This window comes from Vibrio sp. B1REV9 (genome assembly GCF_905175395.2).
GTDB classification, from domain to species: Bacteria; Pseudomonadota; Gammaproteobacteria; order Enterobacterales; family Vibrionaceae; genus Vibrio; species Vibrio alfacsensis.
The window spans coordinates 1,199,200-1,213,095 of record NZ_HG992746.1 but is presented as its reverse complement, the minus strand read 5'-3'; the positions used below and the strand labels follow the sequence as shown (position 1 = coordinate 1,213,095).

At 48.7% G+C, this 13,896-nt stretch carries 15 protein-coding genes and 1 pseudogene; 8 read left to right on the top strand and 8 right to left on the bottom strand.

The window, feature by feature from the left end:
• Window positions 1–64: 64 nt before the first annotated feature.
• From KHN78_RS19515 to KHN78_RS19480, 8 genes and pseudogenes are all read left to right on the top strand, one after another.
• Window positions 65–985, top strand: a complete 921-nt coding sequence (locus tag KHN78_RS19515; protein ID WP_211918275.1) for a LysR family transcriptional regulator — start codon at window positions 65–67, stop codon at window positions 983–985.
• Window positions 986–1,069: 84 nt separating this feature from the next.
• Window positions 1,070–1,738: pseudogene (locus tag KHN78_RS19510) on the top strand (hypothetical protein).
• Window positions 1,739–1,747: 9 nt separating this feature from the next.
• On the top strand, window positions 1,748–2,446 hold the full coding sequence (locus KHN78_RS19505; protein ID WP_211918273.1) for an ABC transporter ATP-binding protein: 699 nt from the start codon (window positions 1,748–1,750) through the stop codon (window positions 2,444–2,446).
• Complete coding sequence (locus KHN78_RS19500; protein WP_211918272.1) at window positions 2,434–3,702, top strand: ABC transporter permease; 1,269 nt, start codon at window positions 2,434–2,436, stop codon at window positions 3,700–3,702. The genes KHN78_RS19505 and KHN78_RS19500 overlap by 13 nt, the downstream gene beginning before the upstream one ends.
• Window positions 3,695–4,480 carry an outer membrane lipoprotein-sorting protein gene (locus KHN78_RS19495; RefSeq protein ID WP_211918270.1) on the top strand — a complete coding sequence of 262 codons (786 nt, stop codon included), beginning with the start codon at window positions 3,695–3,697 and terminating at the stop codon, window positions 4,478–4,480. The genes KHN78_RS19500 and KHN78_RS19495 overlap by 8 nt, the downstream gene beginning before the upstream one ends.
• 45 nt (window positions 4,481–4,525) lie before the next feature.
• Entirely contained in the window at window positions 4,526–5,854 is a 1,329-nt protein-coding gene (locus KHN78_RS19490) for a hypothetical protein (protein WP_211918268.1), read from the top strand.
• On the top strand, window positions 5,855–6,877 hold the full coding sequence (locus KHN78_RS19485) for a sensor histidine kinase (RefSeq protein WP_211918266.1): 1,023 nt from the start codon (window positions 5,855–5,857) through the stop codon (window positions 6,875–6,877).
• 15 nt (window positions 6,878–6,892) lie between these two features.
• Entirely contained in the window at window positions 6,893–7,684 is a 792-nt protein-coding gene (locus tag KHN78_RS19480; RefSeq protein ID WP_006740916.1) for a LytR/AlgR family response regulator transcription factor, read from the top strand.
• A 139-nt stretch (window positions 7,685–7,823) separates the two neighbouring features.
• Here the strand turns inward: KHN78_RS19480 and KHN78_RS19475 are convergent, their stop codons facing one another.
• From KHN78_RS19475 to KHN78_RS19440, 8 genes are all read right to left on the bottom strand, one after another.
• Complete coding sequence (locus KHN78_RS19475) at window positions 7,824–8,318, bottom strand: peptidylprolyl isomerase (protein ID WP_005448882.1); 495 nt, start codon at window positions 8,316–8,318, stop codon at window positions 7,824–7,826.
• Between the two features lie 166 nt (window positions 8,319–8,484).
• Window positions 8,485–8,832 carry a c-type cytochrome gene (locus KHN78_RS19470; protein WP_223917801.1) on the bottom strand — a complete coding sequence of 116 codons (348 nt, stop codon included), beginning with the start codon at window positions 8,830–8,832 and terminating at the stop codon, window positions 8,485–8,487.
• Window positions 8,822–9,349 carry a TlpA family protein disulfide reductase gene (locus KHN78_RS19465; RefSeq protein WP_211918263.1) on the bottom strand — a complete coding sequence of 176 codons (528 nt, stop codon included), beginning with the start codon at window positions 9,347–9,349 and terminating at the stop codon, window positions 8,822–8,824. Before KHN78_RS19465 ends, KHN78_RS19470 begins: the two co-directional genes overlap by 11 nt.
• Window positions 9,350–9,354: 5 nt before the next feature.
• Complete coding sequence (locus KHN78_RS19460) at window positions 9,355–9,930, bottom strand: SCO family protein (protein ID WP_211918261.1); 576 nt, start codon at window positions 9,928–9,930, stop codon at window positions 9,355–9,357.
• An 8-nt stretch (window positions 9,931–9,938) separates the two neighbouring features.
• Window positions 9,939–11,048, bottom strand: coding sequence for a YncE family protein (locus tag KHN78_RS19455; RefSeq protein WP_211918259.1), 1,110 nt, complete (start codon window positions 11,046–11,048; stop codon window positions 9,939–9,941).
• 81 nt (window positions 11,049–11,129) lie between these two features.
• Window positions 11,130–12,806: a DUF1566 domain-containing protein gene (locus KHN78_RS19450; protein WP_211918257.1), complete on the bottom strand. Its 1,677-nt coding sequence runs from the start codon at window positions 12,804–12,806 to the stop codon at window positions 11,130–11,132.
• A gap of 69 nt (window positions 12,807–12,875) precedes the next feature.
• Window positions 12,876–13,424: a cytochrome c3 family protein gene (locus KHN78_RS22175; protein ID WP_411912352.1), complete on the bottom strand. Its 549-nt coding sequence runs from the start codon at window positions 13,422–13,424 to the stop codon at window positions 12,876–12,878.
• On the bottom strand, window positions 13,421–13,894 hold the full coding sequence (locus KHN78_RS19440) for a copper chaperone PCu(A)C (RefSeq protein WP_211918255.1): 474 nt from the start codon (window positions 13,892–13,894) through the stop codon (window positions 13,421–13,423). The genes KHN78_RS22175 and KHN78_RS19440 overlap by 4 nt, the downstream gene beginning before the upstream one ends.
• Window positions 13,895–13,896: the final 2 nt, after the last annotated feature.

The window sequence follows — 13,896 nt, the reverse complement described above, 5'->3', positions numbered from 1 at the left end:
CTCTTTTCTAAGTGGGCTAAGTTATACTAATCTAAAATTGGAAAAAATAACCAATGGGAGAAGTATGAATTCCATATTTGGAAATATTGATGATTTTTACCTGTTTTGCTCAGTGGTTGAGCAAGGCTCTCTGCTCGCAGCGGCGAAAAAGCTCGAACTGCCAGTCTCTACTATGTCTCGTCGTTTATCGGCGCTGGAAGCGCGTCTAGGGCTGAGATTACTCGAGAAGAAAGGTCGTGAATTGGTGGCAACCGAGACAGGCTTACAGGCGTTTGATCAGCTCAGCAGTGCGATGTCTCAGATTGAATCCGGCATCTTGCAGCTCAACCAACAAAGCCAAGAAGTGGAGGGGCGAATCCGGTTGGTGATGCCAAGCCGCTTTTACAATGACTTAGTAGACAAGGTGGTTGAGGATTACATCAAAACCTATCCAAAAGTGACCATTGACCTTCTGCTTAGCCAAGTGAATTCGATTCCAGAAACCGATCGCGATCTGGTGGTGACATTCGAGTTGGACGGGTTAGATGACATGATCGCGCGTCCGTTGTTTAAAGCGGAGCACGCCTTTTTTGTTAGCCCAGAGTACTTAGCGCAAGCGGGCGGCAGCATTGAAAGCTTAGAGGACTTAGCCAAGCAAGATTGGGTTGCCAGCACGCACACCACACAAGTGCCTATTTACCAACAAGACAAGCTGGTGGACATGCTCAACTGCAAGCCGCGTTTGGTGGTCAATGACATAACCGCAGTGATCAAAGCGGTGGAAAACGGCTTGGGGATCGCTTCGATTCCCATTCGTCATGTGAAACCTGAGCTGAATCTGGTGCAAGTCGCGCAATCCTACAGCCGTGGAGATCGCCAAGCCTATTTGGTTTATCGTCAGCGTAACTATCAGCCTAAAGCGCTGACCTTAATGGTCGAAGCGATTTTGCTGGCTTCAGAGGAGCGAAACCATTCATCCTCTCTCAATACCATTCACTCCACATAACTGCCATTGGTCGCATGCAAAAGCAGCGTGCGATTTTCTCCCTTAATCTGAAACCATCAAATCACGTTCAACTAAGGACAGTACATGATGGTTTCTCAATCTCGCTCAATTAAAGCTCTTAAACTGGCAAGTACGTTTATCGCCGCATTTGCACTTAGCAGCAATCTGGCTCTGGCTAATCCAAGCGAGCGCACACTCAGTCAATTCAACCAAGCTGCGCAGGGTGACTCTGGCTTAGTTGATACCGTTTACGGCGAATTATCCAAACAACTCGAAGAGCAGGGCGCAACGCCGGTGACCTTGGTTTACTTGGGCAGTGCGGAGACGTTGCAAGGTCGTGAGGCGTTTATGCCTTGGAACAAGATGAAGTTCACCGAGCGTGGTCTTGCCACAATCCAAAAAGGTTTGGACCTAATGGCGAATCAGCCAGTACCACTGTAAGAGCAACAACGCTTACAAGGCTTACCTGAATACCAGCTAGCTACCGCCATGGCAGCCACTACGTTTACCTCTCTGCCAGACATGTTCAATCATTTTGAGCGTGGCTACGAGCTGTACCTTTCTCTGCTCGATGAACCGAGTTTTAGTCAGCAACCTTTTGCGGCTACTTCGTGGATTTATCGCTACGCCATTGAAGCAGCGCTGCGCGCTGAAGACGTTCAACAAGCCAAAATATGGTTAGCGCAAATGGAGCAGTTGGGTGACAGCAATTTAGAAACGCAAACCGCAAAAGCGCTGCTAGCGAAATATTAGGGAGGAGTCATGATCGTTTTTAATCAACTTAGCCGCGATTACGCCCTTGGCAACCAAACGGTGCGTGCATTGCGAGACGTGTCTGGTGAAGTGTTTGCTGGCGAAATGGTGGCTCTGTGTGGACCGTCTGGCTCAGGCAAAAGCACCCTACTTAACGTGCTTGGTATGCTGGATACTCAATACCAAGGTCAGGTGACGTTTGCAGGCAGCCCATACCCAACCGGGCAAATGAAGGCGGCGAAAATGCGTCGTGAAAAGCTTGGTTTTGTGTTCCAAAAATTCAATCTTGTCCCCGTGATGACGGCGTTAGAGAACGTGGCTTATCCGCTACACCTCAACGGTTTTTCAAAAGCAGAACAAACCGAGCTCGCCACACAAATGCTAGAACACGTTGGCTTGGGTGAGTTTATTCATCACATGCCCGATAACCTATCTGGCGGTCAGCAGCAACGCGTGGCAATTGCTCGTGCGTTAGTGCACAAACCAGCGTTGGTGATTGCTGATGAGCCAACCGCAAGTCTTGATAGCCAAACTGCCAACAAGGTCATCGACATTATGAAAGGACTTGGACACGAGCTTGGTACCACTTTTATTGTCGCTACACACGACCCTCGTATGGCATCCCGTTGTGATCGCACCATTGAATTGGTGGATGGAAAAATTACCCAAACGCACGCAAGTGGGGAGGAGGTTTCATGGGCAAGCTAATTCCAGTTTCCGTTCGCCTTGCTTGGTTGAACCTGCAACGCAATCGCCGCCGCAGTTTGTTGTCGATGCTGATCATCGCCATTGCCGTGTTTGCGTTAACCAGTGCGGGCGGTTTTGGTCTGTACACCTATGACAGTTTGAAAGAATCGACAGCGCGTGACACGGGGCATCTGACGTTAACCACGCCAGGTTACTTCGCTAAAGAAGAAGAGATGCCGCTGAGTAACGGGTTAACTCATGCAGACGACATCACCAAGCAATTGATTGGGTTGAATGAAGTGCGAGGCGTGCAGCCACGAGTTGAGTTCAGCGGTTTGATTTCCAACGGCAACAAGTCCTCGATCTTTATCGGTATTGGCGTGAACGAACGCGAATTCGATATGAAAGGACCGTTTTTGGATGTGGGCGAAGGGCAGACGCTGTCCAACATTCATGCATCGCGTTATGACCCAGCAGAGCCAGAAGTGATGCTCGGCGTTGATTTGGCGAACAACTTAAGCGTGCACGTTGGCGATTGGATTACCTTGCTGGCGACCACAACCGACGGCGCATTGAACGCGTATGATTTCAAAGTACGTGGCATCTATTCAACTGGCGTGCCTGAGCTTGATAAACGCCAGCTGTACGTGCACATCAACAGTGCGCAATCGCTGCTCGGTTCAGACAAAGTCAGTGCGTTATCTGTCTTCCTGTTTGATACCAGTTTAACTAGCCAAGTCGAGCAACAAGTGGCTTCGGTTCTGAGTAAGCAAAAGCAGAACTTTGGCGATCAAGATATTGAGATTACGCCTTGGCAGGAACGCGCGTTCTTCTATCTCAAAGTGAAAGATTTGTACGACCGCATCTTCGGCATCATGGGTGCAGTGATGGCGCTGGTGGTCTTTGTTGCGCTGTTCAACACCATGACCATGTCGGTGACCGAGCGTACACGTGAAATAGGCACTTTGTCGGCTCTTGGTAGCTACCCTCGCGAAATCATTGCTGGGTTCTTGCGCGAAGCAGGGTTACTTGCGGTGATTGGCAGCTTAATCGGCGCTTTGTTTACTGCGTTAGTGACCGTCTTACTGATGGTCGTGGATGTGCAAATGCCGCCACCGCCAGGACGCACGGAAGGGTATCCATTGACGATTTACTTCTCTTGGGAGCTGGTGGCAGTCGCAGGATTTGCAGTATTGATGATTTGTTTGGTTGCGGCGTTTTTCTCAGCGCGCAAAGGGGTGAACAAGCCAATTACGGAGGCACTGATTTATGTTTAATTTCAAATCACTATTACCAATTGCATTGCTGACGGTAAGCGGCGTTGTAAGCATCAATGCCAGTGCGAATGAATCAGCGTTAGATGCACAGCAAGTCGCGCAATTGATTGAAAAAGCGGACAGCTATCGCTTGCAAGATGATTCCTCCAAAGTGGTGTCTCTGGTGCGCTTATATCAAGACCAAGAGTTAGATAAAACCCGCCTTTACCACGTGTACACGCGTCCAAATCGTGAATCGCTGGTGGTGTTCAAATCGGCAGTCGAAGCTGGGCAAAAGATGTTGATGATGGGCGACAACTATTGGCTACAAATGCCGAAGAGCCGCCGTCCGATTCGCATTACGCCAATGCAGAAGCTGCTCGGTGAAGCGTCTATCGGCGACATCTCAACCCTGACGTGGAGCCAAGATTATCAAGGTGAATGGAAAGCGACAGAAGCTGTTTCGGTGAACGGAGAAAGTGTCGCGGCTTATCACCTTGCTTTAACCGCGAAAACTAGAGGGGCGAGCTATCAGAAGATCGATTTGTGGTTGTCTGAGCAAGATGCGTTTCCAATCAAAGCCGATCTTTACTTACGCTCTGGTAAACTCGCCAAGCAAGCGCTATACGGGCGTGCAACCGACAACGGTGAAGACTACGTCAGTGAGATGACCTTGCTTGATAGCATTCAGCCGAGCAAAACGACCGTTATCGAGTACCAAGAAATCGTGCCTTGGCAACTGGATAATAAGTTCTACAACCCAAGCTATTTGCCTAAAGCCAATACGACTCAGCTTTAGCCTCAACTCTGTAAGTAGATCCATGAAAACGAGCAAGGAAGTGACATGAAATCGCGTCAGCCTAACCTTAACAAAAACACCAGTCTGTTGATTGCTGCGTCATTGTGTGTGGGCAATGCAGCCCCAGCTTTTGCCAATGATGAATTGAGCTTTGAGTGGGATTGGGCTGTCAGTTACGAAACGGCTAAGCAGCGTGATAGCGCATTTATGCAGGCGCAGAGCAGTTCTCGTGATTCACTCAATGCGTTGTTGGATGTGCAGGTCAACTATCAAAACTTCAGTGGCTTGTTTGCTCTGTACAGCCAAGGTTTGTACCTCAATCAACAAGGAAAGAGTGATTGGTGGAGTGAAGCTGATAACCGACTGCTGATTCGAGAGCTTGCTTGGCTAGGGGAGTGGCAAGTCGGTGATACCACCCTTGATGTGAGTTTGGGTAAGTTGCGCGTGGATTGGGGCGTGGGTTATGGCTACCGACCTTTGGATCTGTTTAAGCCTTATCGACAAAACCCTGTTGGCTTAGTCGCAGAAGAGGGGGCGGGTGTGTTTTCACTTTCACACTACGATATGGCAGGCGAGTGGACGGTGATTGCAACGGATTCAAGCTGGGGGCAACAAGACCAAAGTGCACTGGATCAAGCCGTAGAGCAACAAGGTGTTGGTATTCGTCGTTATGCGCTAGTGGGTGACACAGAATATCAGCTGATTGGTTATTACGATGATGTGCGCCGAGGTTTACTCGGAGCCAGTGCCATTGCCGTGTGGGATGAATCCATCGCCATGCACGGTTCCATGCTGTGGCAAAAGCAAAGTGTTGGCTATCAGTTTCAGCAGGATGATCTTTACCGACCCGTTTCGGTTGAGGAGCAGGGCAGTGCATTCCAAGCCTTAATTGGATTGAACTGGGCAAACCAAGCCGGACACAACGTGATTGCTGAATATTGGTACGACAGCCGAGCATGGTCGAAAAGCGAATGGCAACAAGCAATAGAGCGTGGCGAACTACTCTCTCAAACCATTAACCCCCAAACATCTCTACTTGCAACAAGCTACGCTCAAGGGTTTCAGAACGCCAATATCGTTCAGCATAACGTAATGCTGCACTGGAGTTGGGATGTGGAAGCGTGGGCAGCATGGAACGGCAAAGCGGATATGGGCTGGTTAAGCGATATAACACCCACGTTAGATGTGATGCTGTCGCCGCAAGATGGCGGTGTGATTGTCACGCAGTGGCTTAACTACCAATGGATTGATACCGGCGATCAAAGTGTAGAAGTGGAAGTTGCCGCACGCTTTTTAGCTGGAGACGACCAATCTGCTTACGCACAAATCAATGATAAGCATATGATTGTATTTAATATCAAAGGGAAGTTTTAAATGTGTTCAGCAAAATCAGTAGTTGAGAATGTGTGGTTACGTAGTTTATTAGTGACCACGGCATTTTGTCTCTTTATCTCAGCAATGACGTTCTCGGTTTGGGGCGGTCCATTCTACATCCATGTGTTGGTTAGCTTTGGATTTGGCTATTCGGCTATCTTCTTCTCATGGTTTGTCGATCGTTTGTTTCCTACCATTCCTCGTTTGGCGGAAGTGGCTATCTCGCTGACGGCTTGCTTATTGTTCGGTGTGGTAAACGCCCAGTTCTGGCTCGGGGAATATTTCGGCATTTCAGGTATGCTGTCAGTTGGACTCATGGGGTTATTGTTCAGTGCCATGTGCTTTTTCTATTTCTACTCACGAGAGCAACATGCGATCGCTCAACGAGAGTTGGAAGCCATCAAGCGCGAGAAAGCAGAGCAAGACCGTGCGCTGTTACTGAGTCAGCTTAAGCAGATGCAAAGCCAGATTGAGCCCCATTTCCTATTTAATACCTTGGCAAATATCAGCGCGCTCATGTCGCAAGATGTCGATAAAGCCAAGCTGATGCTAGAACAGTTAACCGCGCTGCTGCGTGCAACGCTTAAAAGCTCACGCGAAGAGCACACCACCATAGACAATGAAACGGCGTTACTTGAGGCTTACTTAGGCATCCAACAAACCCGTTTAGGTGACCGACTCAGTTACAAGATTGAGGTGGAAGAGGGATTAGGCAGAACCGAGCTACCGCCGATGATGCTTCAACCCTTAATCGAAAACGCCATCATCCATGGTATTGAGCCAAAGCGAGAAGGTGGTGAAGTCAGCTTGCTCATTAAGCGCGAACAGCAGAACTTGAAGATTGAAGTCAGAGACACAGGTGTTGGCTTGAATCACGTGAGTGGTCACATGGGCTCTGGCGTGGGTCTAAGTAATCTCAAGCAGCGAGTTGAAGCTTTGTTCGCAGGGCAAGGAGAGGTTTCTATCAGTGAGTCTGCTCAGGGTGGCGTATGTGTTCGCATGAGCTGGCCAATGGAATCGTAATCAAGGAAGAAAGGAATGAATACAGGGTTTACTGCCATTATTGCTGATGATGAACCGCTATTGAGGCGCCATCTTGATAAAAGCCTAGCTGAAGTGTGGCCAGAGCTAGAGGTGATAGCCAAAGTCGCGGATGGTGAACAAGCGTTGCAAGCCATTGAGCAAAACCAACCTGACATTGCGTTTCTTGATATTCGTATGCCAGTTCTGGATGGCATGACACTAGCGCAAAAACTCAATCAACTCGCCAATCCACCTTTGATTGTGTTTGTCACTGCGTACGATGATTACGCCATCAAAGCCTTTGAACAAAATGCCGCCGATTATTTGCTCAAGCCTATCTCGGATGAGCGCCTGCTGACGACGTGTGAAAGAGTGAAAGCACGCCTTGCTAAGCGAGAGCAAGAAAGCAGTAATGTGCAGATGAGCAGCCTGTTAGAACAGTTACAACAATTATCCGCGCCACAAACGCCGCAATATCTTCAGTGGATCAAAGCGACGCAAGGGGAAGATATTCATCTGATTGCTACGTCTGATGTGTTGTATTTCAAAGCGGAAGAAAAATACGTTTCTGTATATGCCCAACAAGGACAAGGCAAAGTGCAGGAGTATTTGATTCGCACCTCGTTGAAAGAGTTGATAGGGCAGCTTAACCCAGAACAGTTCTGGCAAGTGCACCGTTCAAGCGTGGTGCAAGTGTGCAAAATTAGCAAAGTAAACAAAGACTTTGCAGGCAGAATGTTTGTTCACGTCGGAGAAAACAAGCTCGCTGTGAGCCGTGCATCTCAAAGTTTGTTCAAAGGGATGTAATCGCTAGAACTGCTCACTCTTTACACTGTAAACTCGCTGCTCTTTTTTTCAGCAACAAAAACAAAAAGCGCCTAATTCATAAGACATTAGGCGCTTTTTTCGTTTTATTGCGACGATTTCTACCAAGAGGCGAATGGGCTTATTCGCTGACTGTCACTTTCTCAATAATGATGGGATCGCATGGCACATCATCGTGACCAAGCTTAGAGGTCGTTTTCACTTTCGCGATGCGGTTTACGACATCCATACCCGCGGTCACTTTACCAAACACCGCGTAACCCCAGCCTAGGTTAGTGGTTGCGGTGTGGTCTAGAAAATCATTGTCTTCCAAGTTAATGAAGAACTGAGCCGTTGCAGAGTGCGGTGCATCGGTACGCGCCATTGCGATAGTGCCAACAAGGTTCTTTAAACCACGGTTTGCTTCGTTCGCGATAGGGGCGCGTGTTGGCTTTTCTGCCATGTCTTCGGTGTGACCGCCACCTTGGATCATAAAACCATCGATAACGCGGTGGAAAATGGTGCCGTTGTAGAAGCCATCTTCACAGTATTTTTTGAAGTTCTTTGAGCTAACTGGTGCTCGTTCTAGGTTCAGTTCAATCTCGATGTCACCGAAATTGGTGGTCATAATAATCATCTTGTTTGCCCTTGTGGGTGCTACGTTGGCGGCATTATACGCGGCCGCATCAGTCAAGAATAGCTATAACCAATGTTATGCATGTGAATTGTCGATGCTTAAATGTAAAAAGAGCCACCGATGGTGACTCTTTTTGTCTTGGGAGTAGGCTGCCTACGGTTCGTGGTTAAAACACCCGTTGTTTTGTTAGATACACTGCCATGGCGCGAATTTCTTCATCGCTGAATGGCTGCATCGCCACCTCCATAGGAATATACAAGCCGTTTTTGCGTCGCTTCTCTCGATAGTCGATCATTTGATTGTAGAGGTATTGTTCTGATTGACCGCCAATTTTTGGATACAGTGGCATGACTGGTTCATTACCCGATACGCCATGACACTGTCCACAACCTCCCCTCCCAGGATTGATATAGAGCGCTTCCCCTTGATCGTAGACTGGATCACTTTGAGCATGAGCCACAGACAGCGGAAGCAAGCTGACGGCGATGAACGCCATTATATGATTAACTTTCACCGATATTTTCCTCTAAGCACAGCAGCCATTGCTGATAATTCTCCATCGACTCAGCAAGGTATCCATTGCCAATGTATCGCACCTCACCTTGGAGCATGATTAAGGTGGCAGGTAATCCGTGAATCCCGATCTGGTTTAACTGGGAAAAGTCATCCATATGGCCTTGATTGAGTTTGGTTGCGCCAAGTGTCTCTATGGTGTTGGTCACTTGCTCGTTCATCGCTCCAACGTGGATAGCACTCAATGAGACATTATCTTCTAGAGCGCGATGCAGTTCCACCAGCATTGGCAGCTCTTTTCTGCATGGTGCGCACCATATTGCCCAGAGATTAACGACACTCACTGGCGAATGGATTGGCTTTTGTATTGCGTTAGGTAAGTTTTCCGATGCAATGGTCACTGGCGTAAAAGGTGCTGGTGTTGGGCACTGGCTGGCCAAGCTGTCAGTATTAACGCCAAAAACCGAAAGCATGATCAAGGTGAACATCGCATAAGATCGTTTGAGGTTTTTAGACATACAAGTTACTTCGCTGGCAGTTCTTTGAGCATGGCTTTGGCGATTTTCTCGGAGCCATCACCATAACCATAAACATCGATCAACTCACGATCTGGTCCATATAAGTACAGATAAGTTGAGTGAAAAACTTCGTATAGCTCCGGTAAAGGGGCATAGACGGGCTTTCCATCACGAGAGTAGCCGTAAGTTGCACGCAAAGATTTTGCGACGGCTTTGGTTTGTTCCTCGTTGCCCACTAAACCAACTAATTTAGGGTGAAAATACTGTACGTATTGTGCCAAGTTATCGGCCGTATCGCGGTTAGGATCGATGGAGATAAACAGAGGAGTGACCAACTCTGCTTTGTTACCGAGCCGATGCATCACGCCTGCCATATCGAGCGCGGTGGTGGGGCAGATTTCTGGACATGAGGTATAACCGATTGCCACAAAAAGGTATTGATCTTTATAGCTTTCTTCCGTTACTTGTGTCGTAGTGCCTTGTTTTGATTCACTAAGGGTGAATGTGAGTGGCGCGGCATAGGCGTTGATGGCACTGAATGCTAGCGATGTGGTGAGAATGAAAGACGAGATGAGTTTCATGGTCGCTCCTAGTGACAAATGGTGTTAGTTAACCCCATCGCGATGAGGTGTGGTTTTTTCAGACCAGTTTCTAGCGGTGCAAGCAGTGTTTCTTTGCGTAGATCAAGAACCAATAGCGCGCTGCTGTTACCTTGGGTGGCAAATAAGGTTTTGGAGTCCGCAACTACTACGACGTCTCCTAACGGTGCATTAAGCGCAAAGTGTTTGGTCGGTTTGTCATTGGTCAGGTTAAACACGTTAACGCCACTTTTTGTTGCAACTACGCCGATGGACTCAAGCCAGCCAGTACGGATCTCGGTGGTTTGATCTTTAAAGTCGATCTTTTTCACCGTTTGGCCACTCCAACTGTTCACTACTAAACCTTGACCGTTCTCAGCGGCTAAGATCATGTGCTCGCTGTCTGAACTCACATACGGACGCCAAGGCGTATCTTCGAGCGTGATCTTAGCGAATTCTTGCTCCATAAAGAGATCCCAAACCGTCACGGTGTTTTTGTTGAGATCTCCGACCATCACAAGGCGAGCGTCAGGAGAAAGGGTCACTTCGGATACTTTGCCACCACTGCCCAGTTGAATTTCTCGCGTTGCGGCATCGTGCACGCGCCAAATGAGTGTGCGTCCACTGTTTTGTTCAGTGATGTAAAGGTTATAGCCACCGGTGTCGAAGTTGACGCTGTAAGGCTGAGCAAGGTTGGGAATGGTCTCTAAGTAACGGCCAGTCAGTGGCTCGATCATGATGATTTTATCTTTTAACGCGACGGCTAAACGTGCGCCATCTGGAGCAACAATTATTGCCTCAGGTACGGACTCGACATCCATGCTCCAGTGTTTTTTTGCCACCAAATCATAGACGTAAACCTTAGCCGTTTTGCCGTCGATATACAGCAACATGTCTTGTACATCAGAGACTTCCATCATGGTTGGAATCACTTGCATGGATAGGGTGTCGACATGAGCGTGTTCGAATGTATCGACGACCGCCACTTGGTTTGATGTTTGGTCAGTAATGAACGCCCAACGAGCACCGTCATCGTAGCGACCTGGTTCGTCAGCCAAGCTGGTGGTACTCACAGTGCTAGCGAGTAGCAGGGTGCTAAATAGGGAAAGTTTGAGAGCCATATAGGTGCCTTAATTAGAAACTATCTTCATGAGAAACTATTGCGAAAAAGCAAATGCCCCCAGAGCGGGGGCATTGTGTGGTTATGGATTGCGAATACAGCGAGCGTAGAACTCAACATCTTTGCTCATGCCAAGACCTGAGCCGATTTGGTAGCCTTGCGCCCAGCCTTTGTTACCTTTATCGTTTCGATGATCAAGCATTTCTGGGGTTTGATCTTTCTTACGTGGCGGTAGAGGACGCACAAACAGCGTTGGCCCCGGTAAGTCGGTTGAGCTACTCCAGAAGAAGTACTTAATCGGCGTATTCGGGAAAAACTCTTCATCAATGGCTGGTGAGGTTTTGTTGTAGTTTACAATCGACACCAACTCCTTAATGTTTGGCAAGCGCCAGTCGTTATAGCCTGCGTAGTCTAAGTTTTCACAGTATTCGATCGAGTCTAACCAGTTACGGCGCTTGTAGTCGATCTTTTGTTGCCACATACGGTCGGTCACTTTTTCTGTTACCGTACCGTCACCATTATCGACATAACTCATGTTGTGGTATGCTGCCCCGTTGTCAGCACGTACACAACGAACCAGTTTTGTAGATGCCGTGTGTTGGCCCATGATGTGACCCTCAGGGAAGCCAATGTGCCAAGCGTGATCTGGATGGTCACTTACTGGGAAGCCCCATACACCCGAGCTTAAGCGTGGCATGTTTAGAAATGCCTCAGTGTTGATCGCAGGGCGGAATTCGCCTAAGTCTGCGATACTTTGCAGTTCTTTCATTAGTGGGTAGCGCCAATCGTCGTAGCCATCTAGCTCAAGATCCGCACAGTATTGTTCACCTTCTTTTGCCGTCATCCAAAGGCGAGAGGAATCGCGCTCCCAGACCAACTTGGTGTTGTTGTCGACCACGGTTTTGCCTGACTCACTGATGGTGTAGCTCATCGGGTTTTGTGGGTAGTCGTTGTCTTCACCGTGCATGTCGATGAAGTTTTGGATTTGGCCTGTGTCTGGCAGTACGAAGCCCTCAACGGGTGGCATGCCTTTACCTGTGATGAACTCTTGGCGTTCAATCGGGGTGTATTCCATTCCCGTTACGTACGCCACGATATCTGCGTAATCGTCTTCGCTGAGCATTTTGGCAAACGGTACCATGATAGCCGCTTGACGGTTGGTGCGCTTGCCATCGCGGTATGCGGTCATTTGCTCAAACACGTAAGCGGGCATCTGACCTTTTAGTGGTGGGTAAGCCGGATTAGTTGAAGCGCCTTGCTCACCGTGACACATTTTACAACTGGCATCGTATTTTTGCTTACCACGAGCATAGGCCTCACTTTTCACCACATCAGAACGAGGATTCCACTTCATTTTACGTTCGCTAAGTACCAGAGATAAGTCTGCGATCTCTTTTGGTGGGATCGTGTAAACGTACTCTTTCATCTGAGATGAGACCCCAGCTTGGCGCTCCATGTCCATATCGACAAATTGGTTGTAGAAGTACTGTGGGTCAAAACCTTCTAATTTCGGGCTTAAGGTTTCTGGCACTTCTTCAACGGCTGGGCGGTGACAGCCTAAGTAACAAGCATAGATGTTACGGTTAGCCACTTGGCGTTCTTGCGCGGTAAGGTCTGCAGGCGTTCGACGAATGGTGTAATCTTCATAGCCGTTGTCGATATCCGTTACTTTTGTGCTTTCTGCGACGGCACCGAATGCCACGGCCCCCAATGCCAGTAAGCTGATGGCAAGTTTGTTTGGTTTGAAGCACTTATCCATTGTTTTCTACTCCAAGAAGTGTCGCGATATCACGCATACGTTCTTCTTCTCGTAAGCGCATTTCGCGTTTTAGGCCAGGATGGGCAATGTCGTAGTGGCAGCTAGAGCATTGCCAGTTCGGATCACTGTCTTTACGTGCAAATGCCATTGGTGGGTTTGATCGGAAATTGGTGATTTGCTGGTGGCAATTTCTGCACGATCTTCCAGTGTCTTATGGCAGCTTTCACAACCGGAGTCGAAGACATATTCGGTGCGTTTTGGATGCAGTTCATCGTAGTCTAACGCTTCCATCTGCAGGACGTATTCGCCGAATAGGTGACGCATGCCAGACGTGCCTTTTACCCACAGTTCATCGACCACATTGGAATCTGGTAGGTGACACGAGACACAGTCAGCCACAAAACCTTGGCTGTTATTACCGCCATGGATACTACGCGCGAATGTTTCAGCCGCTGGTTCCATGGTATGACAAGTGCCACAGTACTCATTGGTGCTAAAAGCGTGCAGCACTTCGCTGGCAGGCAGAGAGGCCAATAAGCCGATGCCTGCGCCAGCGGTGACTAAGGTCGCAATGACTGCGCCACGTACCGTGCGGATTTGTTTCAAAAGTGATTTCATTTTTGCGCTCCTTGCGCTAACTGCGCGGACGTTTTGACCACCGCTTTACACGTCGCTTCCGGAGCGAATGCTAACCACAGCTCAACATCGTACTCTTCACCTGCAACTGGGCGCTGTTTTAGATCGAACAGCATGACATGATGGCCGCCTGGCTTGAGCGTGACCGTGCTGCCTGGTTTAACAGGAAGTTGAGGAATGCGCGTCATAGTCATGACACCATCAACATGCTTCATATCGTGCAATTCGGTATGGCTCGTCAGTTGTGGCACGACGGCACCATACAGGGCTTCAGGGGCTGGCAAGCGAAGAGATTGGGTTTCTTCATCTGGCTGGTAGGTCAGTGTGAAGTAAAGCCCAGTTTTGTCTGCTCCTGGAGCGGGCTCGCGGATCACACAGTCACTGACGGTGACCGATGCGCTTGCCATGGTGCTACTCAAACCCAGCATGAGGGCGAGAAGAGTACGTTTCATTG

Bases quoted from the DNA above. Each gene is read 5' to 3' on its own strand.
- KHN78_RS19515 (WP_211918275.1), top strand. From the start codon at position 65: ATGAATTCCATATTTGGAAATATTGATGATTTTTACCTGTTTTGCTCA.
- KHN78_RS19505 (WP_211918273.1), top strand. From the start codon at position 1,748: ATGATCGTTTTTAATCAACTTAGCCGCGATTACGCCCTTGGCAACCAA.
- KHN78_RS19500 (WP_211918272.1), top strand. From the start codon at position 2,434: ATGGGCAAGCTAATTCCAGTTTCCGTTCGCCTTGCTTGGTTGAACCTG.
- KHN78_RS19495 (WP_211918270.1), top strand. From the start codon at position 3,695: ATGTTTAATTTCAAATCACTATTACCAATTGCATTGCTGACGGTAAGC.
- KHN78_RS19490 (WP_211918268.1), top strand. From the start codon at position 4,526: ATGAAATCGCGTCAGCCTAACCTTAACAAAAACACCAGTCTGTTGATT.
- KHN78_RS19485 (WP_211918266.1), top strand. From the start codon at position 5,855: ATGTGTTCAGCAAAATCAGTAGTTGAGAATGTGTGGTTACGTAGTTTA.
- KHN78_RS19480 (WP_006740916.1), top strand. From the start codon at position 6,893: ATGAATACAGGGTTTACTGCCATTATTGCTGATGATGAACCGCTATTG.
- KHN78_RS19475 (WP_005448882.1), bottom strand. From the start codon at position 8,318: ATGATTATTATGACCACCAATTTCGGTGACATCGAGATTGAACTGAAC.
- KHN78_RS19465 (WP_211918263.1), bottom strand. From the start codon at position 9,349: ATGTCTAAAAACCTCAAACGATCTTATGCGATGTTCACCTTGATCATG.
- KHN78_RS19460 (WP_211918261.1), bottom strand. From the start codon at position 9,930: ATGAAACTCATCTCGTCTTTCATTCTCACCACATCGCTAGCATTCAGT.
- KHN78_RS19455 (WP_211918259.1), bottom strand. From the start codon at position 11,048: ATGGCTCTCAAACTTTCCCTATTTAGCACCCTGCTACTCGCTAGCACT.
- KHN78_RS19450 (WP_211918257.1), bottom strand. From the start codon at position 12,806: ATGGATAAGTGCTTCAAACCAAACAAACTTGCCATCAGCTTACTGGCA.
- KHN78_RS22175 (WP_411912352.1), bottom strand. From the start codon at position 13,424: ATGAAATCACTTTTGAAACAAATCCGCACGGTACGTGGCGCAGTCATT.
- KHN78_RS19440 (WP_211918255.1), bottom strand. From the start codon at position 13,894: ATGAAACGTACTCTTCTCGCCCTCATGCTGGGTTTGAGTAGCACCATG.